This is a genomic window from Candidatus Binatia bacterium, assembly GCA_023150935.1.
GTDB lineage: Bacteria > Desulfobacterota > Binatia > HRBIN30 > HRBIN30 > JAKLJW01.
Window position 1 is genome coordinate 13,593 of sequence record JAKLJW010000046.1, and the last position, 21,459, is coordinate 35,051.

The following is a 21,459-nucleotide window of genomic DNA, read 5'->3' on the forward strand; positions in this document are numbered from 1 at the left end:
CGGGCATCGAGAATCGATCGCATGGAGCTATGGGCTTGCAACCTACGGGCCTGAATACCCCTGCACCGTCCGCGTCTTTGCAACCCGAGGAGACGGTTGCGGCGGTGTTGGCGCGCGCGCGCACGACCGCCCGCGTACTTTTGGTGATCCCGTCGCAGATCAATGTCTACGGGGTGAAGATCAAGCCGGCCTACCCGGCGCTCGGCGTGATGTGGGTGGCCGCGATGCTCGAACGAGCGGGCCACACCTGCGAGATCGTCGACATGGATGCCGACGGGGTGGATGTCGACGGGGTAATGCGTCGCCTGGACGAAGGCCGGTTCGAGATCCTCGGCCTGACCGCCGTGACTCCCACGTACCCGCGCGCCCTCGACATCGCCAGGCACGTCAAGGCCCACACCCCACAGGTGCCCATCATCCTCGGAGGCATTCACGCCACCGTCGCGCCAATGGAGTGTGTCAGAGAGGAGGCGTTCGATTTCGTCGCGGTCGGCGAGGCCGAGATTACCGCGGTCGAGCTGGTCGATGCGATTGCGGCCGGAGCAACCGACTTCTCGGGCATCAAGGGATTGGTCTACCGCGGCCGCTCCGGCGCGATCGTTACCACCGAACCGCGCCCGCTGGTCGCCAACCTCGACGACTATCCGTACCCTGCCATCCACCTGATCAAGAACTTGCGTAACTATGCCCCGCCGGATGCGGTCATGCTCCCGGCGCCGCCGATCATGGTATCGCGCGGCTGTCCGGGACAGTGCACCTACTGCCAGACCAAGAACATCTTCGGTCGCCGCACGCGCTTCCGCTCGCCGCACAACGTCATCGGCGAGATCCGGCGCCTGGTGTACGACTACGGCGTGAAGGAGGTCCACTTCCTCGACGACGTACTCACGGCCAATCGGAAGTTCCTGCGCGGCTTCTGCGACCTGTTGAAACAGGAACCTTACAAACTGCATCTCCAGGTCGCCAACGGTTTGCGCGCGGACATGGTCAACGCGGAAACACTGAGCGCGCTCAAAGAGGTCGGCCTGCGCAACGTCGGGTTCGGGGTGGAGAGCGGGAACGACCAGGTGCTCGAAATCATCAAGAAGGGCATCGACAAGGACCAGGTGCGCAAGGCCGTCCGCATCGCCAAGGATGTCGGGCTCGAAACCTGGGGCTTTTTTATCATCGGTTTGCCCGGCGACACCGAGCAGAGTGTTCGCGACACCATCGACTTCGCCATCGAGCTCGACCCGAAATACGCCAAGTTCCCGATTCTCAAGCCCTACCCGGGCAGCGAGGCCTACCGGCAGCTCGACGAAAAGGGCCTCATCGACATCCGCGATTATTCTGCGTACGGCGTCTACACGCCCCCGGTTCATCACCTCGAAGGGCTGTCAAGGGAGCGCATCCTGCAGTTGCACACCGAGGCCGTGCGCAGCTTCTATCTGCGGCCACGTAAGCTCATCGAGCATTTGCGCGACCTGCGCTCGCTCGGGAAAGTGATCTCGTTCGTGCGCGGCAGCTTCTTCGTACTGGCGCAGATGTGGCAGGGTAAAGCCGGGCCTCGATCCGGACGCCGGCGAGCCCAAAGGCCGGTGAAGCCGATCTTACCGGACGCAACGCGAACCACGGCGGCCGGCGGCGCGCCGGCGCGTGGGTCCGTGATGCCGCGTTCTTGACGAGACCGAAAGAACTCCGATCTCAGCGCGGCGGCTTGGCCGCCGCTTCGGCCGCGTCGAGCAACAAACCCGCCTCCTCGGCCTTCCTTGCCTCGGACCGGCGCTTGGCTTCGAACAGGCGCACGCCCTGCTCGGACACGAACCCCACCGCCGGCGCATCCGCCGGCCGCATCTCCGGCGGCGGCAGGTCACCGCCGGTTTCTTGCTTCTTCTGCCGCAGTTCAGCCGTCTCGGCGAGACGCTTCTCGAAGTCGGCCCTCCACTCGTCGAGGGTCTTGAACTTGTCGAAGCTCGGATCGCTCCGATCGAAGACGATCCGCTCGACCACCTCGTCTCGCGAAATGAAGATCGGAAACAGCTCCGCCGGGTCGTAGGCGTTGCCGCGGTCGAACAACCCGCCGCAGATCTGCCTTACCGCACAGACACTGCACCCCGGTGCGTAAATGTGCTCCCAGTCCGTCTGCCGCACGGTTTGCTTCTCGTCGAGGAAGTGAACGATCCGCTCCTCGCCCTTGACGATCTTACGGGTCTCCGTGCTCGTCCAGGGAAAGGCGCTCATGTAGCACAGCGGCACCTTCTCGACCCGAAACGTCCGCCCCGTGCGCTCCAGCAGGAGCATGGCGTGGTGCAGCGCTAGCCTGAAATCCGCCAACCGCGGCGTGAACTGCGCCTGATTGACCTCAGCCCGGCCCATCGACGGATCGAGGTTGTTCCAGACAAAATGGCGGACGTACGGATAGTGGGAGATCCAGTGGGCGACGGTTTCGTCGAGATGGTCGGCGTTGAGCCGGTTGATCACGCAGTTGCTATTTACGTCGATGCCGTTGGCGTGCGCGTTCTCCACCGCGGCGAAGGCTTTCTCCAGCGTACCCGGCATGCCGCGCAAGCGCGCTTCCACCTCCGGGCGGTGCGAGTACACGGACACGTGTACCAGCTTGAGTCCCGCCGCCGCCATTTCACCGGCGAATGTCGGGTCAGCCATCCGCCACCCGTTGGTGATCATGCGCACGTGGAGTCCCTGCTCGGTCGCGTAGCGGCAGATCGCCGGCAGCTCGGGATGCAGCGTGGGCTCGCCACCCGTAAGGATGATCCCGAAATAGTCGCGCTTGACGAAATCGTCCACCAAAACCCTCATGGTCTCGAAGGTGTGCACGTACGGCGTCGTCGGATTGGAGCAGAACCCGCAGAAGTGGTTGCAGTGGCGAACCACCTGGATGTAGCCGATATTCGCCATCGCTTATCGATTCATGAGCCGCGGCCGGCGGCGAGTCAACCGGTTTCGTCCGCCTGGTGGTGATGGGCACTACTACGGCGACGTATTCCGTACGACGCTTTCCGGTCGACCCGAAGAGCCGCGTCTTCTCCCGGCGACCGTCTCGAAGCCTGTCCTGAACTATTATCGTCGCAAGTCTGCGCGCGGCGCGAACAACTCTTCAGGCCATGGAGCGGCAGTGCCTTCCCGTTCGTCCCGAGTAGCGCCTTCTTCTGGCGCGTATCGAGGGACAGGCTCGGCAGGGGCAGGCCCCTCGATACGGAGCCCAGGGGAAGGGCTCCTACTCGGGGCGAACGGGCAGGTTGTTCGCTTTGGGTTGCGGGCGGCAGCTTGCGCGAGGCCTGTCAAAGGGCGAGCGGAATGCTTTTTTCAATGGAAGGTCGGCGAGACCCCCAGGGGCGACCCGGTGGTCCGCGCTCGAGTCGAGGCGTTGTTGCGGGCAGGTGAGGCCGCCTGGTGTGCCATGGTCCGTCTTGAGATTTGGGCGGGCGTCGGCAACGAGCGTGAGCGCCTGGTGTTGCGCGAGTACGAAGCCGTGGTTCCTGAGTTACCCATCGATGCCAGTGGGTGGCATGAGGCCTGCGAGCTGGCCCGCCGAGCACGGCGCGCGGGCAAGACGATTCCCGCCTCCGACGTTCTGACGCGACTATCTCGATGTTCGCTTTGGCGATCAGTCGGTCTGGATCCCTGAGCCCGTCCGGGCCGTATCGGAATCGAGCGCAACCCTGAGCTTCGCGGCGTTGGACAGTCGGCCACCACGAGTACGACGCCAACGACAACTGGGCGCCGGACGCGGACGGTGACCAGCGCCGGACCTGCAACCAGGCCGGGACACTGCTCGGTGCGACGTACGATGCCCGGGATCGGCTGCTGGGACTGGAGCAGGGGCCATCGCTGGTAGTGCCCCCTCAATCGAGCGGTTTCAGCTCGTCGCTTCCGACCAGCTCCAGATAGAGCGCCCATGTCTTCGGGCAGCTCTCCCTGACGGAACAGCGCCGACATGGCGGCCCTTCCGGGCGCTGCACGGTGCGCGCGGCGGCCGCCGACTCGTGCAGCACGTGCAGGTCGTCGATGCGATGCCGCCGCCACTCTTCGGTGGCGTCGGGCGTCGCGCGCAGCTCGGCAGGCAGGTGACAGAAGGGAAACGCCTCGGTGCTCACGGCCATCCCCAGCCCCTGCGCTCGCGCCGCCGCCCGGCGGACGTGGTGCGCCGCGAGCGTCAGGGTCGGGATCGGGGCGGTCACCACACGGTCCGGCAGTTCCACCGGACGCGGGAAGTTGAACTGCACCCGCCGCACGCCGAGCTTGTGCGCGAGCGCCACCACGCCGCCGAGATAGCGCAGGTTGCGCGCCAACACGGGCACCGTCACCAGCACCTGCCGTCGCGAGCGGACAAGGCCCTGCAACCCGAGCACGACCCGGCGGAAGCTTCCGGCCGTACCCGCCAACTCGTCGTGCAGCGCTTCCTCGGGCGCGAGCACCTGCACCTCGAAGGCGTCGACACCCGCGGCAAGCAGGGCGTCGCGCACACGCGCTTCGGCGAACCCGGCGGCATTGGTCTGCAACTGCACGAAGCGATAGCCCATCCGCCGCGCGAGCCCGACGAGGTCGGGCAGATCGCTGCGCAACGCGGCTTCGCCGCGCATCACCACTAACTCGTCGCAGCCCGCTTCGCGCCCCTCGACCAGCGCGGCCTCGGCCGCGTCGAAAGACCGGTCGGGACGGCCGTGCTGATCGCGCAACGTGCAATGACCGCAATCGAAGTCGCACCGGGTAGTCAGGCGCAGCGAGAGACGGCGGCCCCCGGGCAGCGCCGCCAGCTCCGCATCGCCGCGGCGCTCGGGCGGCGCAGCCCGTTCGCGTTCCACCAGGAAGTTACCGATGGCCAGAGCGTCAGCACCCAGACCGACGAATGCCGCGAGCGCATCCTCGGGGGTGCAAACGATCGGCTCGCCGCGCCGGTTAAACGATGTATTGACCACCATCGGGACGCCGGAGAGTCGGTGGAACTCGGCGATGAGCGCGTGATAGCGCGGGGCGGTGTCGGGGTGGACCACCTGGGGACGCGTGGTTCCGTCGACGTGAACAACCGCCGGCACCTGCGCGCGCCGCTCCGGTCGCACCGGCATGGTGAACAACATGAACCGGGTGTCGAAGGCGCCTTCGAGCCAGTCGGCTTCGTGGCCGGCAAGAATCGACGGACCGAACGGCCGCCAGGGTTCGCGCTGCTTGATGGCGTTGACGAGCGCGTGGGTGACCGCCCGGCGCGGGTCGGCAACGATGCTACGGGCACCGAGCGCCCGGGGACCGAACTCCATCCGACCCTGGAACCAGCAGATCACCTCACCGTTCGCCAACCGCCGGGCGGTATCCCGGGCGACGGACGCGGAACGCTCGTACCGCAGGCCGGAGCGGCGCAACGCCGTCTCGATGGTGGTGTCGTCGAATTCGGGACCGAGGTACGCATGTTCCAGCGCCGCCGTCGGCCCTCCTCCGCAGTCCGCCCAGGCTTCGAGCGCCGCGCCGAGCGCCGTGCCGGCATCGTTGGCGCCGGGTTGCGCGAAAACCGACTGCGGGCGGAAGCTGCGCCGCAGACGTTCGTTCATTCGGCAGTTGAGGGTGACGCCGCCGCCCAGCAGCAGTGCTTTCAGGGGTCCGTCGCCGGCATGTCGTCGCACCAGCGCCAGCGCCGTCTCCTCCAGCGCGGCCTGAAGGCTCGCGGCGAGGTCGGCGTGGTCCTGCGTCAGCGGCGCATCGGGATGACGCGCGAGATGGCCGAACCTCTCCGTCAGACCGCTTTCGTGAATGCGGAGGGTTCCGTCTGCAGCGAGCGAGAGGAAGTCGGAAAGGTCGTACGTCGGCTTGCCGAACGCCGCCAGGGCCATGACGCTGCCCTGACCGTGAGTGCCGAAACCGAGCAGCCGCGTCACCCCTTCGTACACGCCACCTATGGAACGGTCGGTCAGCGACAGGAGGGTGTCGACCGGATCGAGCACGCCCTGCGCGCCGCGCCATACCGCCGCGCACTCGCGGTCGCCGCGGCCGTCGACGGTGAGCGCCCAGGCATCTTCGGCGCCCGCCATGCGATAGGCCGCCGCCGCATGGCAGAGGTGATGGGGAAGGTACACCACACGGCCAGTACGCATCCTGGGGAGTGCCACGCTACCGTCCGTGAACGAAATCCGGCCGGCGTAGCGACCGTGCAGTCCGTTGACCGCGAAGAGGTCGATGTCGTCGAGGGTGATCCCTTCCTGTTCGAGCAGCGCACGGACGGGACGGCGGCAGAGGACTTCCTCGAGCGCGATCGTGGGATCCACCGCAGCGGTCACCCCCGGGCGTCCCAGCGGTTCCCAACCCGCGTGGCGGACGCGCACCAACCGTTCGTGTTCGATGGCGCCGACCAGTTCGCCGTCGCGCAGAAGCGCGGCGGCATGCTCCTGCATCGTCATGACCGCGAGGCCGAGTACGTACCGGGGCCGCCGGCCGTCGGGCCTCGGCATGAAGTAGCTGGGCGGAAACGGCGCCGGAAAGCTCGGCCCCGGCAAGCCCGCCAGCCGCGAGAGCCAACCGTCGCGGTAACGGAGCGCGGAGGCAAGCATCGCCGTGTCCGCCGCCCACGTGGGTCGAATGGCGTCGGTGGGACAGGCCTCAATGCAGTCGTAGCAGCGCGTGCACGCGGCGGCGTCCGCCGTCGCCGGCTTGCCGTCGGGGCGCAGGTAGCCCTCGGGACACATCTGCGCGCAGATACCGCATGCGGTACAGCGCGTTGCGTCGACGCGTATGCGCATCCCGTCGGTCCCTGCCGGTACGGCCACCGTCGGCCGCCGTGACGCCCTCCACGCCAGCCCGTCGAAAAGGATCTCCTCTCCCGCCGGCGCTGCCCCCGGCGCCCCGCCGAGGACTCGCCCCAACCAGCCCAACGCGGACTGCGAACGCGAGGCCGCCGCCAGTACCGCCGGCGACACCCCGCGCAGCCCGCCGGGCCGAAACCAGACCAGGAAGTGCGGTCCGGCGAAGCGACCATCGTCCAACCCCACGGGACCGACCATGGCCAGTCCGTCCCGCGCCGGCACCAGCGTCGAGACCGTCGCGCCGCCAGGGAGCCAACCGTGCGCAGGAAGCCGCTCGGCAAGTTCGCTCGCAAATCGCCGAAGGACGGCAACGCGTGGCGGATCGTCGATGTTCGGCAACGCCACCCTCCCTCCGGCGTTTGCTCCCGGTCCGGGGCCGAGCCGACGCAGCAGGTCGTCGAGCGCCGGCCCGATCCGGCTCTCCGCCTCCGTCACTTCGGCAAGCGCGACGATCCGCGTTGCACCGCGACGCACATCGACGAATTCCGCGGCACCGGCCTCGCACTTGCGGGCGCGGACCTGCACGAGCGGCGAGAACTGGGCGCGCAACCAGGTAAGGGCGTGCATCACTTCCGCGCGCCACGGATGCGGGTCGTCGCACTCGAGCACGATTCCGTCGTCGTCGGCGACCAACCGCGCCCCCGGGAGGCCCAGTCCCGCAAGGCCGGCGAGAAGCCGGACCGGATCCAGCCGCGTACCGAAAGCGTCAGTGAGCGGCCGCACGTCGGCGCTGACAATATCGAGATCCGTCGGGCGACCTCCCGGCAATCTGTCGATCGCTATCACACCGGATGCGCAAAGGCGACGCTGCGCACCGGCAGGCGGCGCGGAAGGACTCTTGCGGAAAGAGAACGCCCCGGCAATACTGACCCACATGCGCACCGCGATCGTCTACATCGCGAACCGCTGCAATCAGAATTGCGTGTTCTGCCTGGAGATGGATGGCACCTGGCAGACCTTCACCGACCCGTCGACCCGGGAAGTGATGCGGGAAATCGAGGGGCTCCGCGCCCGCGGTGGCGACCATATCACCTTCATGGGCGGGGAAACCCTCTTCCGCAAGGACCTGCCCCAGATCCTGACGCACGCCAGGGCACAAGGGTTCACGCGCGTCGGCGTCACCACCAACGGCACCGTGCTCGGCACGCCCGGCTTCCTGCACCGCATGGTCGACGCCGGCCTCGACTTCATCGAGTTCTCTCTTCACGGGCATACCGAGGACCTGGCCAACCGCATCGCCGGCACCGATTTCACCTTCCGGCGGCAAGCGCGCGCGCTGGCCGAGATCGACAAGATCGGCAGTTTGCCGGTCATCTTCAACGTCGTCATCTGCCACGAGAACGTGAACCACGTGACCGACATCGCCCGCTACGTGCTCTCCGAGTTCCCGCACATCCCTGCCCGCTTCAAGTTTAAGTTCGTTTCGCAGATGGGCCGCGGCGGGGAGCAGGTCTCCGACCGCATGCTGCGCTACGCGGCGGTCGATGCAGTCGCGGTGGGCGACTATGCGGAAAGCCGCGGCGCCGCCTTCTGGTTCGATAACTTCCCTCTCTGCCGCCTCGGCCGGCATGCGGGGCACTCCCTCCAGCTTGCGACGCTGGCCTGCGACGAGCGCTATTTCGACTACGACCACCGGGATGGGAAGGGGTACCTCGATACCCATTTCCAACAGAGCGGACGCTGTTGGCCCACGCCGTGTACTAACTGCTCGTTGCGGCCCATATGCTGCGGCCTGGAGAACGCCTACGACCTGCGACAGGGCTCCGGGGAGCTGTCGCCGCGCTCCGACGATCCACTGCCGCTCCTCGCCTTTGCGCTCAGTGACCTCGGCCACGATCCGGATACCGCCGCGGAACGTCTGGAGGCGCTGCGCAAGGAACCGCGCCCGTTAACCTGTTCGACCGGCGGCATCACGGCGGCAACGAACGATGCGACCGCGAGCGCCGGCGTCGACGAGGAAGCCGTGCGGGTCCACCTGGAGCGAGACTTCGCCGTCGAACTGCAAGTCGAGCCGTCGAGACCGGGTCGCCCCGCTTACGCACGCATCGGCAACCTGGCGCTGAGCTATCGTTCCGGCACCGACGCCGTGTACGAACGGCCCGGAGTTCATGAGCTGCTGACTGCAGTGGCAGAGGCGCTCGAGCCCGACACCGCGCAGGCCAGCGTGGAGGCGGCAGCGGCGGCGATCGTGGCGGTCGCGGCGGCCATGGGCTGGAAGGTCGCCGCCGGCGAGCAAGGCCCGGCTTCACCGCCGGCACGGCCGGCAGTCGACCACCTGCGCCCGCCGCTTTGCGCCGGCGGGTCCGCCTGAGCATTCCTTTGACCGGGAAGCGGAAAGGGGCGGCGAACACCGCGTGGGCGGCCGTCCTGCAGAGCTTCGGCACGGGACCTTCGTCATTCCCGCGCAAGAGTCTGTCGATAAACGGCCAAACCCGGCTTCGACAGGCTCAGCCTGTCTTACGAATTCCGAGTTTGCGCGCACGGCGCGAAAAAATCTTCAGCCCATGGAGCGGCTGTGCCCCGCCGTTCGTCCCGAGCGCCTTCTCGATGACCCGATCGCCCTGAGTAGCCGATGTCTTCTCAATCGGCGTATCGAAGGGCTCAGGCGGCGTATCGAGGGACAGGCTCGGCAGGGACGCGCCCCTCGATACGGACCCTGAACAAACGGGTCCTACTCGGGGCGAACGGGTAGTTGCGGGCATTGGGTTGCGGGTGGTAGCCCGCGCCAGGCGGTGGTGGAATTGATTTCATTGGGTTTTCCCCGCTCACCCTGAACAACTGTGCCACCCGCTCCCGGCGTTCGCCGGGACAAGCTTCGCGGGGGTGACGGCGTACGGGCATGCGGACAGTTATTAGCGCCGGGTTGCGGCGCACGCTTGTAACTTCCGTGGCAATCCGGCAAAGGTCCCCGTCGACGCGGGTGTCTCTTCATGGTGCGCTGCATCCTCATCGGCCTCGGGCTCGGCGTGGCAACCGAAATCGCCGCTCGGGTGCTGAATCTGTGGCGCTACCACCATGCGCAAACGCCTATCCTGAACATCATCGGCATGTTCGGCCTCGTCATGGGCGGCCTCGGCAGTCTCGTGCCCGCGATCAAACTGGAGGGCGCGTTCGCCGCCGGCTTCGCCGCCGGGCTGGTGTATGAGGTGCTCAACCTGCGCGTCCTCCACTGGTGGTATTTCCCGAACGCGCGCATGGGATTCATCGCCGGCCACACCGCCATCGTGGCGATTCTCTCTCTGCTCTGGGGCGCCGTGCCGCTGGCCGTCGCGGAGATCCACCGGGCGGTGCCGCAAACCCGCGCCGGCCGCCCCGGGTTCGAGGAGCGACTCGAAGCGCTCAACGTGCGCGAGCGACGACTGTTGGAACGACTCGATACGGCGCGGCAGGTAGTGCGCGATCTCGAGACGCGGCTCGACGCGGTACGCACCGCGAAACAAGCGCTGAGCGCCCGCCAGGGCATGCGTCCTCTGGCTCCCGGGCAAACCGGCGCCACTGCGACCCCCGGTCGGGATTAGACACAGCGGCGCTCATTCGACCATGCGGCGCCGTGTTCTGCCTGGAATTGCACTCGTCGTGCTAGCGACCCTCGGTTACGCCGGGTGGCGGGTCCATGACTATTTCCGCACCGAGACGGTGCGCATCGACGACCGTCTCGCCCTGATCCTCGGCGGCGGCGGCAATACCGCGGTCCTGGTTTGCGACGACGGCGTTCTCGTGGTCGACACCAAGCTCATGCGGCCCGGCCGGGGTCTCGCGGATCAGATCCGCACGCTCACGAACAAGCCGGTCCGCACGATCGTCAATACGCACTACCACCTCGACCACACGCACGGGAACGTCAACTACCCGCCGGGCACGAACGTGATGGCGCACCGGCGCACGCGAACGCACCTGGTAAAGCTCGACCGCGGCTTCTGGGAATTCGGTCCGGCCTGGGAGCTGCTGCCGAAAGATCTCGTCGAAGATCGCGCCGACCTCCGCTGCGGCGACGAGACGGTCCGCATCCTCCACCTCGGGCGCGGCCACACGGACGGCGACGTCGTCGTGCATCTGGTCGGCCGCGGCGTCATCCTGACCGGCGACCTCTTTCTTCGAAACCAATACCCGTCCATCGACCGCCGGGGCGGCGGTTCGGGCGTCGACTGGCCGGAGACCCTCGATCGCCTGCTGGCAATCCCGAACGTACGCGACTACGTACCCGGGCACGGCGGCGTCGCGACACGCGACGACGTCATTCGCTTCCAGAGCTACCTGCGCAGCGTGGTTACGCAGGTGCGCGAGGGCGTACGGCGCAACGAATCGCTCCCGGCGATCGCTTCCGGTATCGACCTGCAGGCCTTCGACGATTTCAACGGTATACCCTTCCTGCGCTCGCCGGCGGACAACGTGCGTGCCGTGTACGAGGAGATTACCGGCGTCCCGCCGCCCGGCGCAAAGCAGCGGCCGTAAAGGCCCCTTTCACAGTTTTCCGCGCACCCACGCCAGGGCCTCGTCGCGCGTCCGCAGCGTGCCATCGAGCTGCGCGTCGGCGACGGCGGCCAGCAACTGTCCGACCCGCGGTCCCGGCCGCAGACCCAGCGCCAGAAGATCGCGGCCGCGCAGCAACGGCGGCGGCCGAAGCTGCGCCTGCGCGGCCAGTTCGGCACGCCGGCGCATGCAGAACTCGTAGTGCGTGAGATCGCCGCTGGCCGCCAGCGAATCGAGCCGCGCCAGTTCGAGCAGTTCGTCGATGCCGTCCTCGGCGAGAAAGCGCTTCAACGTGCTCAGTCGCATCTCCGGCGCACTGGTCAGACGCAGGTGATGGCGGACGAGATAGTCGACGCGCTCCCGCGTCTCGCGGCTGCGGCGCAGCCGCTGGCAGACATCGGCGGCCATGTCGGCGCCCTGCTCGCAGTGGCCATAGAAGGTGATCCGCGAACCCTTGTGGCCGAGCGTGCACGGCTTGGCGACGTCGTGCAGCAACGCCGCCAGCGCCAGCGCCTCGGAGTGTCCGTCGAGTTGCGCCAGCACCCGTAGCGTGTGCTCCCACACGTCGCCCTCGGGATGGAAGTCGGGCGACTGGGCAACGCCCTGCATCGCCGCCACCTCGGGCAGAACGGCGCGCAGCAATCCGCTGCTATCGAGCAGCTCGAACGCCCGGCGGGCGGTCCCGCGCGGCCCCTGCGTCAGCATGCGCACGATTTCGTCACCGATGCGTTCCCAGGCCATGTCGGTGACACTCGGGGCCAGGTCCTGCATGGCAGCGAACGTCGTCGGGGCGATGACGAAATCGAGGTGCGCGGCGAAACGCACTGCCCGCATCAGACGCAGTCGGTCCTCGGCGAAGCGCGCCAGCGGGTCGCCGATCGCTCGGATCACACGGGCGGCGAGGTCGGCCTGACCGCCGACGTAATCGATGACGGTGTCGGTGGCCGGGTCGAGGAACATGCCGTTGACGGTGAAGTCGCGGCGCTGCGCGTCCTCCAGCGGCGTGCCGGAGCGTACGCCGGTCGGATGGCGACCGTCGGCGTAGGGAGCGTCGGCGCGGAACGTCACCACCTCGATGGGCTCCCCCTCGTACAGCACCAGCACCACTCCGAACTGCACACCAACCGGCACCGTGCGCGGAAACAGCTCCTGCACGGCCGTCGTGTTCGCGTCGGTGGCGACATCGAAGTCCTTCGGTTCCCGCCCGAGCAGACGGTCGCGTACGCAGCCCCCGGCGAGATACGCCGTGAAACCCGCCGCGCCCAGGCGTGCGGCGACGGCCCGCGCCGCAACTTCACGGTGATTCATGCGCCCCGATGGTCGCAGCGCCACAGCACAGGGTCAACAGCCAGAGAAGGAACGCCGGTTGTCTCCGCCGCCGAAACCCGGCAGCATCGATGCGATGACGGACCGGGCGGCGCGCCTGCGCGCCATTCCATCGGTGGACCGCGTGCTGCAAACGGAGGCGGCGGCCATCGCCCTGCGGCGCTTCCGGCGGGCTTACGTGGTCGACGCCGTGCGCGCCGTCCTGGCCGAGGTCCGCCAGCGGATTGCCGAGGACGAGGTGCCGGTGCCGTCTCCCGACGAAGTGATCGCCGCCGCCATGGCGCGCGCCGCGGCGGCACGGGCCGTCGGAATGCGCGCCGTCGTCAACGCGACGGGGGTGGTGCTCCACACCAACCTCGGCCGCGCCGTCCTGGCGGCAGAGGCCGTCGAGGCGGTACGCGTCGCCGCGGGCAACGCCGTAAACCTCGAGTTCGATCTCGGTCGTGGCGAGCGCGGCGACCGCGACGACTGCATCCGCGACGATCTGCGCGCCCTGACCGGCGCCGCGGCGGCCACGGTCGTCAACAACAACGCAGCCGCCGTGCTGCTGTGTCTCAACACGCTGGCGGAGGGACGCGAGGTCGTGGTCTCGCGCGGCGAACTCGTCGAGATCGGCGGTTCGTTCCGCATTCCCGACGTCATGACCAAGAGCCGGGCCGTCTTGCGCGAGGTCGGCACGACCAATCGCACCCACGCCGCCGACTACGACGCGGCAATCGGCGAACGCACCGCCCTGCTGCTCAAAGTGCACACCTCGAATTACCGCATCGTCGGCTTCACCAGCACAGTGGAACTCGCCGACCTGGCCGCGGTCGGCCGGGAGCGCGGAGTTCCCATAATGGAAGATCTCGGCAGCGGCGCCCTCGTGGACCTCTCGCGTTACGGTCTGCCCAGAGAGCCGGTGGTCGCCGAGCGCCTTCGCGCCGGCGCCGACCTGGTGACTTTCAGCGGAGACAAGCTCCTCGGCGGCCCGCAAGCGGGGATCGTCGTCGGCCGCGCCGACCTCGTCGATGCGATCAACCGCAACCCCCTGAAACGCGCCTTGCGCTGCGACAAGCTCACACTTGCCGCGCTCGCCGCGACGTTACGCCTGTATCGGACCGATCCCGACCTTGCCGCGGCACTGCCGACGCTCAGATGGCTGACCCGACCGCTGGCCGAGATGCGTGCCGTCGGTACGGCCGCAGTCGCCCGATTGAGAGAATTCCTCGGGCAGGAATACGTCGTCGAAATAGTCGAGTCGCAGTCCGAGATCGGCAGCGGCGCCCTGCCGGTCGAGAGCCTGCCGACACTGGCGGTCAGCGTGACCCACGCGGCGATCGGGTCGCAGGACATCGCTCGCCGTTTCCGCAACGCCGCAACACCCATCGTCGGCCGAATCCAGGCCGGCCGCTTCCTCCTCGACCTCCGCGGCATCTTCGATCCCGGCGATCTGGTGCCCACCCATCCCCACCCACTGACCGCTGACCGCTGACCACCCCCATGCCCCACGTCATCGGAACCGCCGGTCACATCGATCACGGCAAGACGGCCCTGATCCGCGCCCTCACCGGGCAGGAAACCGACCGCCTGAAAGAGGAACGGGAACGCGGGATATCGATCGACCTCGGGTTCGCGTACCTGGACCTGCCGGACGGTGAACGCGTCGGCATCGTCGACGTTCCGGGGCACGAGCGCTTCATTCGCAACATGCTGGCCGGGGCCCACGGCATCGATCTCGTCCTGCTCGTCGTCGCGGCCGACGACGGACCGATGCCGCAGACCGAAGAGCACCTCGACATCTTGCATCTTCTCGGAGCCCGGCACGGCGTCGTCGCGATTACCAAGGCCGACCTGGTCGACCAAGCGCGGCTGCGGGCGGTGCACGAAGAGGTGGAGATCCTGCTCGCCGGTACGACCCTCGAAGGCTCGCCGGTGGTGCCCGTGTCATCGGCCACCGGCAACGGCATGGACGTCCTGCGGCACACGCTCGAACGGGCGCTGCGCGAATACCGTCGCAGCGCAGCGCCGGGACCGTTCCGGATGCCGGTCGATCGGGCGTTCGTCATGCACGGGCACGGCGTGGTGGTCACCGGTACGGCGATCGCCGGGACGGTGCGCGTGGGCGACGCGGTGCGCATTCAACCCGGCGGCCACGAGGCACGGGTACGTTCCGTCCAGGTTCACGGCGGCGAGGTCGACGCCGCCGGCTACGGGCAGCGAGTCGCCCTCAACCTCGCCGGGGTCGAGCGCGCCGGCGTGACGCGTGGGCACGTCGTCTGCGATCCGTCGCTCGACCGTGACACGGAACGTTGCGATGTCTGGGTGGAGATCCGGCCCTCGGCGACCCGACCGGTGAAGTCGCACGACGCCGTACACGTCCATCTCGGCACCGCCGAAACGATGGGCAAGCTCGTGCTGATCGAGGGCGGCGAAGCGCTCGCTCCGCGGCGTGCCGCCTTCGCGCAGTTGGTTCTTCGCGATCCCTTGCACGCGCTGCGCGGCGACCGATTCATCCTGCGCAATGCCAGCGCCCAGCGCACGATCGGCGGCGGGTCCGTGGTGCACCCGTTCGCCCGGCGACACAGCCGCGGCGAGCCCGGCCTGATTGACGGCCTGCGGGCTCTGCACGGGGCCACGACTCCGGGGGAGATCGTGGGCGCCCTGCTGGCGCTCGAACCCGCGTTCGCCGTCGGACTGGACTATCTCGCCCAGACGGCGGCGCTTACGCCGGCGGCCGTCATGAACGCCCTGCAGACAGTACCCACCGTCCGCCTTCTGCCCGAGGCGGAGAAACCGACGGCCTGCACGACCGCCGCGAAGTGGGAACGGCTGCGTGCGGAAGCGAGCGCGGCCCTCGCCGCCGCGCACCGCTGCGAGCCGTTGTCTCCGGGGCTCGAAATGGAGTCGCTGCGCAGCCGGCTGGCACCGGATGTCCCGGCGAAGCTGTTCCGTGCCGTGGTCGACGCGCTGGTCGCGGCCGGAACGCTGGTGCGGCAGGAAAGCGTCCTGCACCTCCCGACCCACAAAGTCGCGCTGCGGCAGGACGAACGGGAGCTGGGCGTGCGCGCCGAAGCGCTGCTCGCGGCGGGCGGTTACACGCCGCCGGACCTCAAGCAACTGGAGACGCAACTGGGGGCGACTCGGCAGCGCCTGCAAACGGTCCTGCAACAGCTCGAACGCGAGGGTCGGGTAGCGCGCATAGGTGGCGACCTGTACTTCGCTCGCGAATCGCTCGACCGCGCTCGCGGCCTGCTCCGGAGCCACGTCGAGACCCACGGAGAGATTAGCGCGGCCACCTTTCGTGACCTGCTCGGCGCCAGCCGCAAGTTCAGCATTTCCCTGCTCGACTACTTCGACCGCACCGGCTTCACCCTCCGTGTCGGCGACATCCGCAAGCTACGGCGCTAACCGACGCATTTCCCTCTTGTGCAACGCCGTAGAAGAGCTAATGTCCGCCCTGGCAAACCCGGCAGCGGGCGCGAAGGCGGGTGATGCTGGCCTAACGGCGGCGTGACCGTCTCGGGCATCGTCGGAGGATGGCGTCGTCCCCGCGGGGGGCGGCCAGTGACCGCAGAACTTGGCCCGTTGCCGTCAGGGACAAAATGTTCTGGACTTTTTTGCGGAGAAGTGGTTTGAGGCGAGTCACTTTTTATCGAAACGCGGCAGGGAACAACTACCGCCAATGGAAGGCGGGCCGGCGAGTTCGGGGGGTCCTGCAACGCTCGGAGGACAGGAGCATGGCTGCAGACAAGAAGACCCGATCTCAGACACTCGGAGTGGTGCTACGTCAAAGGCGACGCCAGCTCGACCTCACGCAACAGGAAGTTGCGAAGCGGGTCGGCGTGCGCGCCAATTACATAGGCTACCTCGAGCGGAACATGCGACGGCCAAGCACCAATGTGCTGGTCAAGCTGGGCAAGGTGCTGGACCTCGACCATCAGGAGATGTTCCTGCTGGCCCATCCGCACATGCGACCGGCGACGGCGCCCGCGGGCAACTCGCACGCCAGGTCGGCGTGGGAGGAGTTCCGCACCGACAAGCGGCTGCACACGCGGCACAACATCAGCCGCGGCGAGCTCGACGTGCTCAAGCAAACGGCCAAGCTCGGGAAGGCCCGCAGCAGTCGCGATTACCTGTTCATCCTACAGGCGATTCGGCAGGCTCTGCAGTAGCCCGCCTGCCCGGTGCGAACCGGGCCCGTTTCACTGGTGGCGAGCAGCAGCGGTGCGCCGGCCGCCTACCCCGTCTCGGGGCTGGTGCGCCGGCAGCCCGCTGCCCGCTCGGCTCTCGGGCAGTCACGGCTCTTCGGGAGTTGCGTCTGCCGCGGAACGTGAGAGGGACGGCATGTGCCCTTTCCACCGCAAGAGCACGAGTCCGCCCGCCAGGCCGGACAACAGCACGATGGCGCTGGCGAGCAGTCCGAGCGCAACCGCGCTGTGGCGGGAGACACCGAGGCGCGCAAGGAAGAACATGTATCCGGCTTCCCGGATCCCGATGCCGCTGAAGCTCACCGGGATCATGCCGATGATGTTCACGACGGGTACGAAGATGAAGAAGTAAGCCGTCGGCACCCGCAAACCCAGCGCCCAGGCCAGCAAGACCTGACTGGAAATCTGCATCGCATGGAAGACGAACGCCACGGCGCTGGTCTTGAGCAACAGCGTCGTGTCTTTCCAATACGGAGCGAGATCGCGTTCGACCAGGACACGCCAGCGGTTCTCTCGCGCCAGTACTCGCACCGCCAACTGCGGCAGATACAACCACGCCAGCAGCGTCGCCGGCGGGATCACCCACGCCGCGGTATACAGCAGCCGAGGCAGCCGGTACTGCGGCTGCAGAGCGATGGCAATCGCGGCGATCCAGGTAAGCACGACAAAACCCAGGCCGCGGTCGGCAAGGACCGTGGTGAATGCCAGGGCCTTGCGTTTCTTGCCGCGGCCGAGGAACAGGGCGCGGCCGATGTCGCCCGCCACCGTGCTCGGCGCGAACAAGTTCATGAACATACCCGTGAAGTACGAACCGAAGAATTGCGAGAACGGCTCGTCGAACCCCAGCGGGCGCGCCAGCATCATCCAGCGGACACAGCTCACCACCATGCTGAGCAGATAGACGACCAACGCAACCACCACCCATCCGGGCTCGGTCTCGGCCATTACGGCCGCCAGCTCGGACAGGTCGGTTCGCGACAGCAGCAGAACGAGAAGGACGACGCTCAGGAGAATCTTCGCCCATGGCGACGAGAGCCAGCGGCGCCAGGTCGGTTCCTTGTGCACCATAGTTCTTACCAGCCCGCCGCCTCGCCGTATTTGCGCGGATCGGAGGCTCCTTCCATAACCCCAGCCTCACTCCGCACCGCCTGGATCGCCCCCATTACCGGAAGCTCTCTCACACTGTGGCCACGCCGCGCAAGTGACGTCCGGACGTCCGTCCCGATACCCGGCTCTACCGCCACGACGTCCGGCAACCACTGATGATGGAGCCGCGGCGCCGCCACCGCGGTTGACGCGTCGAGGTCGAAGGCGAGGACGTTGAGCAGAACCTGCAGCGTGCCGCTGACAATCAGCGGACCGCCGGAGCCGCCTACGGCCAGGATCGGCTCCCCGCCGCGTGTGACGATCATCGGACTCATGCTGCTCAATGGCCGTTTGCCGGGCGCCACCGCATTGGCCGCCGTGCCGACGAGCCCGAAGACGTTCGGCGCCCCCGGCTGAGCGGAGAAGTCGTCCAACTGGTTATTGAGGATGATGCCGGTCCCGGCGGCCGTGAACAGGGCGCCGAACGCCGTATTCACCGTCGTCGTACACGCGACGGCATTGCCGCGGTCGTCCATCACGGAAAGGTGCGAAGTACCTTTGTCGGCGGCGGTCGTCGGCGCCGCCGGGGCCGTGCCATAGGCCTCCGACGTTCCGGTCCGCACCGCGCTGATCCGCGAGCGGAGAAGAGCCGTGTTGACGGGCGCCAGCAGGCGCGCCAGCGGCACTGTCACGTAACCCGGATCGCCGTAGAAGCGGGCCCGGTCGGCGAACCCGTGCTGCATCGTCTCCGTCAGCAGATGAGCGTAGGTGCCCGAGTCGCGACCCAGGGCCGGCAAGTCGTCGCGCCCGAGAATCCCCAGCATCTCGAGCACGACCCCCGCCGAACTCGGCGGCGGCATCGCGTAAATGCGGTCCCCGCCCAGGCTGGCAACCAGCGGCCTCCGCCACACGGGCCGATACGCTTCGAGGTCGGCGCGACTCAGAATTCCTCCGGCCGCGTCGACGCTCTCGACAATGCGCGCCGCAATCTCGCCGCGGTAGAACGCCGCAACGCCGCCGTCGGCGATCCGTTGCAGAGTCGCGGCCAGTTCCGGCCGCCGCAGCGTCTCCCCCGCGGCCAGCGGACGGCCGTCGCCGTGGAAGAACGCCGCGGCCAAAGTCGGGTCGGCCCGCAGAGCGTCGCGGTTGCGCTCGATCTCCCCCGCCAAATGGGGTCCGACCGGAAAACCGTCCCGCGCCAGGCGGATCGCCGGTTCCATCACGGCCGCCCACGGCTGGCTGCCGTACCGCCGCCACGCGGCGGCCAGACCCGCCACCTCGCCGGGCACGCCCACCGCGAGCCCGCCGCGCCGACTGAGTTCGGGCACCGCCTTGCCGTCGCGTACGAACATGTCACGCGAGGCCGCCGCCGGTGCGGTTTCGCGAAAGTCCAGCGCCGCCGCCGAGCGTGTCCCCTCCCGGTAGACGAGCATGAAACCGCCCCCGCCAATGCCACAGGACGACGGATTCACCACGCCCAGCGCGAATGCCGTCGCTACCGCCGCGTCGATCGCGTTGCCGCCGCGCCGCAGGATTTCGACCCCGGCCTCGGACGCCAGCCGGTGGTCCGCGGCGACCATGCCGCGGCTGCCCCATGCGCCCACCGCGCCGCGCGGCGCCAGCCACGACACCGCCAGCAGTGTCACGAAAAGCCCGCCACCGGCAAGCCGTGGCGCTATGCGAAGCAACCCCACGAACACAGACCGCGCCCTTCACTCTGGGTCGTCGCCGAAATGGGCGCGAGCTATGCGAAGTTTCAGGTATTCGAGCGCGCCCAGGTCCTCCACGACATCGCCACCCGTGTCGTAGAAGAAGATCTCCCCGTTCTTGTTGCGCCCGACCGCCACCAACCACTCGAGCTGGTCACGATCCTCCAGCAAATAGTTCAACGTCTGCGCCACGCCCTTGCCGGGGATGATCGTAACTTTCGGTTTCAATGACTTGCGCTCTTTGGCCATAGGCATCACTCGTCGACGCCCCTCAAGCACCGGGGGGCGCCAGTCGAACTCGTGGCGAGAGCGCCGGGCATAAAGCGGTGGGAGGTCCCTCGTCGGCTCGCGACATTAGAAATGGCTCCTCAGCAAGTCAATACGGCCCGCACCACCGTTTCGACGTGGTACGTGTGCGGAAACAGGTCGATAGGTTGAACCGTCTCCACGCGATACCGCCCGCTCAGCCGACGCAAGTCGCGCGCCAGCGAGGCGGGATTGCACGAGACGTAGAACAGCCGCGGCGGCGACAGCGCCAGCAGATCGTCGATCAGATCGGCGGCGCCGGAACGTGGCGGATCGAGTATGACGGCGTCGAACCGCTCGCCCGCTCGACGCAGGGCCGACACGGCCCGCTGAGCCGCGGCGGTTCGCACCTCGCAACCGCGCAATCCCAGCGCCGCGACGTTGGCGCGCGCATCCGCGGCGCCGACGGCGTCGCGCTCGACCAACACCGCCCGCCCCGTACGCCGCGCCACCGGCAACCCGAGGTTGCCGACCCCGGCATACACGTCGAGCACCCTTTCCCCGGGCGCGAATCCTCCGCTCTCCAACAGCGTCCGGACGAGCAGCCGATTGCCTGCGGCACTGACCTGCGTGAACGCGCCCGCGTGGGCCCGGAGCACGAGGTCCGGCTCGGGCCGCAGGGTCAGCGTGACGTCGCCCCAGGCGCGGCGCCAACGGCGGCCGTGCAAGACCACGCCCGCGATCGCCGGCTGCCCGCGTAGCCATGCCTCGACCAGCCCCGCGTCACCGCCCACACACCCGCCTTCCACCTCGCCCACCAGCACGACGCGATCGTCGACTTCGCCGGCGGCAACCTCGATTCGACGTACCGGCGAGGCGAGGCGGCGGATCAGATCGGCGGCCGCCGGCAGCGCGCGACCGACAGCGCCAGCGGCCAACAGACAGGCCTCAATCGGGACCAGCTCGTGACTCGCCGCCGCGTAGAAGCCGATCCGGCGGCCGGCCACCCGCAGCGTGACGCGGCTGCGGTAGCCGAACTCCTCCGGCGACGCGAGTATCGGCCGCACCGCGGCCGCCGGCAATCCTCCGATCCGCGTCAGCGCGTCGCCGACGTTGCGCGCTTTCGCATCGAGCTGGGCCGCGTACTCGACGTGCTGCCACGGACATCCGCCGCAACGGGGCAGGTACGCACAGGGCGGCGTTCGTCGCTCCGCAGCCGCGCGGCGGACACCGACCAGATCGGCAAACGCATAACTGCCATGGTCCTCGCGGATCGCCACCTCCACGGTCTCGCCGGGCACGACCCCGCGCACGAAGATGGCCTTACCGTCCAAGCGGCCCAAACCATGGGGCCCGTAGGTCAAAGCGGCAATCGTCAGCGATCGCGGCTGCGCGGCCATCGGCTCATCCTCGCGGGGGGTCACAACCGGCATCGTCGCGACCCTGCTGCCGAGCTTACACGCCCTATCGCCGGCACGACACCCGCAACCTTAGTACTCTGGTTCATAAATTCGCCAACGTATTCTATATGATGCGACCCGCTCACCCTTCGACAAGCCTGGCGCGGGCAGGCGCCCGCAACCCAATGGCCCGATCAGCCATGCCTTTGGGAGGGCGAGGCTCCCGCCGAGCCGCGACGGTCTGACG

At 68.1% G+C, this 21,459-nt stretch carries 14 protein-coding genes; 7 read left to right on the forward strand and 7 right to left on the reverse strand.

Annotated features, from left to right (window positions below):
• Window positions 1-104 precede the first annotated feature (104 nt).
• Window positions 105-1,661: a B12-binding domain-containing radical SAM protein gene (locus tag L6Q96_19680; GenBank protein ID MCK6556776.1), complete on the forward strand. Its 1,557-nt coding sequence runs from the start codon at window positions 105-107 to the stop codon at window positions 1,659-1,661.
• 22 nt (window positions 1,662-1,683) lie between these two features.
• Here L6Q96_19680 and L6Q96_19685 read toward each other — a convergent pair whose 3' ends face one another.
• Complete coding sequence (locus tag L6Q96_19685; protein MCK6556777.1) at window positions 1,684-2,895, reverse strand: radical SAM protein; 1,212 nt, start codon at window positions 2,893-2,895, stop codon at window positions 1,684-1,686.
• A 947-nt stretch (window positions 2,896-3,842) separates the two neighbouring features.
• Window positions 3,843-7,571 (reverse strand): 4Fe-4S binding protein, encoded by a 3,729-nt coding sequence (locus L6Q96_19690; protein MCK6556778.1) that lies wholly within the window; start codon window positions 7,569-7,571, stop codon window positions 3,843-3,845.
• Between the two features lie 52 nt (window positions 7,572-7,623).
• Here L6Q96_19690 and L6Q96_19695 point away from each other — a divergent pair, with 52 nt between their 5' ends.
• The 3 genes from L6Q96_19695 (at window position 7,624) to L6Q96_19705 (ending at window position 11,237) form a co-directional block, all read left to right on the forward strand.
• Window positions 7,624-9,096, forward strand: a complete 1,473-nt coding sequence (locus L6Q96_19695; protein MCK6556779.1) for a radical SAM protein — start codon at window positions 7,624-7,626, stop codon at window positions 9,094-9,096.
• Window positions 9,097-9,715: 619 nt separating this feature from the next.
• Complete coding sequence (locus tag L6Q96_19700) at window positions 9,716-10,303, forward strand: hypothetical protein (GenBank protein ID MCK6556780.1); 588 nt, start codon at window positions 9,716-9,718, stop codon at window positions 10,301-10,303.
• 58 nt (window positions 10,304-10,361) lie between these two features.
• Window positions 10,362-11,237, forward strand: coding sequence for an MBL fold metallo-hydrolase (locus L6Q96_19705; GenBank protein MCK6556781.1), 876 nt, complete (start codon window positions 10,362-10,364; stop codon window positions 11,235-11,237).
• 9 nt (window positions 11,238-11,246) lie between these two features.
• Here the strand turns inward: L6Q96_19705 and L6Q96_19710 are convergent, their stop codons facing one another.
• On the reverse strand, window positions 11,247-12,563 hold the full coding sequence (locus tag L6Q96_19710) for a CCA tRNA nucleotidyltransferase (GenBank protein ID MCK6556782.1): 1,317 nt from the start codon (window positions 12,561-12,563) through the stop codon (window positions 11,247-11,249).
• Between the two features lie 94 nt (window positions 12,564-12,657).
• On the opposite strand from L6Q96_19710, the gene selA reads away from it, so the two are divergent.
• From selA to L6Q96_19725, 3 genes are all read left to right on the forward strand, one after another.
• Window positions 12,658-14,055, forward strand: a complete 1,398-nt coding sequence (gene selA / locus L6Q96_19715; protein MCK6556783.1) for an L-seryl-tRNA(Sec) selenium transferase — start codon at window positions 12,658-12,660, stop codon at window positions 14,053-14,055.
• An 8-nt stretch (window positions 14,056-14,063) separates the two neighbouring features.
• Window positions 14,064-15,971 (forward strand): selenocysteine-specific translation elongation factor, encoded by a 1,908-nt coding sequence (gene selB, locus L6Q96_19720; protein ID MCK6556784.1) that lies wholly within the window; start codon window positions 14,064-14,066, stop codon window positions 15,969-15,971.
• Between the two features lie 329 nt (window positions 15,972-16,300).
• Window positions 16,301-16,735, forward strand: coding sequence for a helix-turn-helix transcriptional regulator (locus L6Q96_19725; GenBank protein MCK6556785.1), 435 nt, complete (start codon window positions 16,301-16,303; stop codon window positions 16,733-16,735).
• A 123-nt stretch (window positions 16,736-16,858) separates the two neighbouring features.
• Here the strand turns inward: L6Q96_19725 and L6Q96_19730 are convergent, their stop codons facing one another.
• From L6Q96_19730 to rlmD, 4 genes are all read right to left on the reverse strand, one after another.
• Window positions 16,859-17,839: a flippase-like domain-containing protein gene (locus L6Q96_19730; protein ID MCK6556786.1), complete on the reverse strand. Its 981-nt coding sequence runs from the start codon at window positions 17,837-17,839 to the stop codon at window positions 16,859-16,861.
• A gap of 5 nt (window positions 17,840-17,844) precedes the next feature.
• Complete coding sequence (gene ggt / locus L6Q96_19735; protein MCK6556787.1) at window positions 17,845-19,557, reverse strand: gamma-glutamyltransferase; 1,713 nt, start codon at window positions 19,555-19,557, stop codon at window positions 17,845-17,847.
• 12 nt (window positions 19,558-19,569) lie between these two features.
• A complete protein-coding gene (locus tag L6Q96_19740; protein MCK6556788.1) occupies window positions 19,570-19,815 on the reverse strand; it encodes a hypothetical protein in 246 nt (81 codons plus the stop codon).
• Between the two features lie 119 nt (window positions 19,816-19,934).
• Entirely contained in the window at window positions 19,935-21,212 is a 1,278-nt protein-coding gene (gene rlmD / locus L6Q96_19745; protein ID MCK6556789.1) for a 23S rRNA (uracil(1939)-C(5))-methyltransferase RlmD, read from the reverse strand.
• Window positions 21,213-21,459 lie beyond the last annotated feature (247 nt).

Bases quoted from the DNA above. Each gene is read 5' to 3' on its own strand.
- rlmD (MCK6556789.1), bottom strand. From the start codon at position 21,212: ATGGCCGCGCAGCCGCGATCGCTGACGATTGCCGCTTTGACCTACGGG.
- L6Q96_19740 (MCK6556788.1), bottom strand. From the start codon at position 19,815: ATGGCCAAAGAGCGCAAGTCATTGAAACCGAAAGTTACGATCATCCCC.
- L6Q96_19710 (MCK6556782.1), bottom strand. From the start codon at position 12,563: ATGAATCACCGTGAAGTTGCGGCGCGGGCCGTCGCCGCACGCCTGGGC.
- selB (MCK6556784.1), top strand. From the start codon at position 14,064: ATGCCCCACGTCATCGGAACCGCCGGTCACATCGATCACGGCAAGACG.
- L6Q96_19730 (MCK6556786.1), bottom strand. From the start codon at position 17,839: ATGGTGCACAAGGAACCGACCTGGCGCCGCTGGCTCTCGTCGCCATGG.
- selA (MCK6556783.1), top strand. From the start codon at position 12,658: ATGACGGACCGGGCGGCGCGCCTGCGCGCCATTCCATCGGTGGACCGC.
- L6Q96_19685 (MCK6556777.1), bottom strand. From the start codon at position 2,895: ATGGCGAATATCGGCTACATCCAGGTGGTTCGCCACTGCAACCACTTC.
- L6Q96_19725 (MCK6556785.1), top strand. From the start codon at position 16,301: ATGGCTGCAGACAAGAAGACCCGATCTCAGACACTCGGAGTGGTGCTA.
- L6Q96_19700 (MCK6556780.1), top strand. From the start codon at position 9,716: ATGGTGCGCTGCATCCTCATCGGCCTCGGGCTCGGCGTGGCAACCGAA.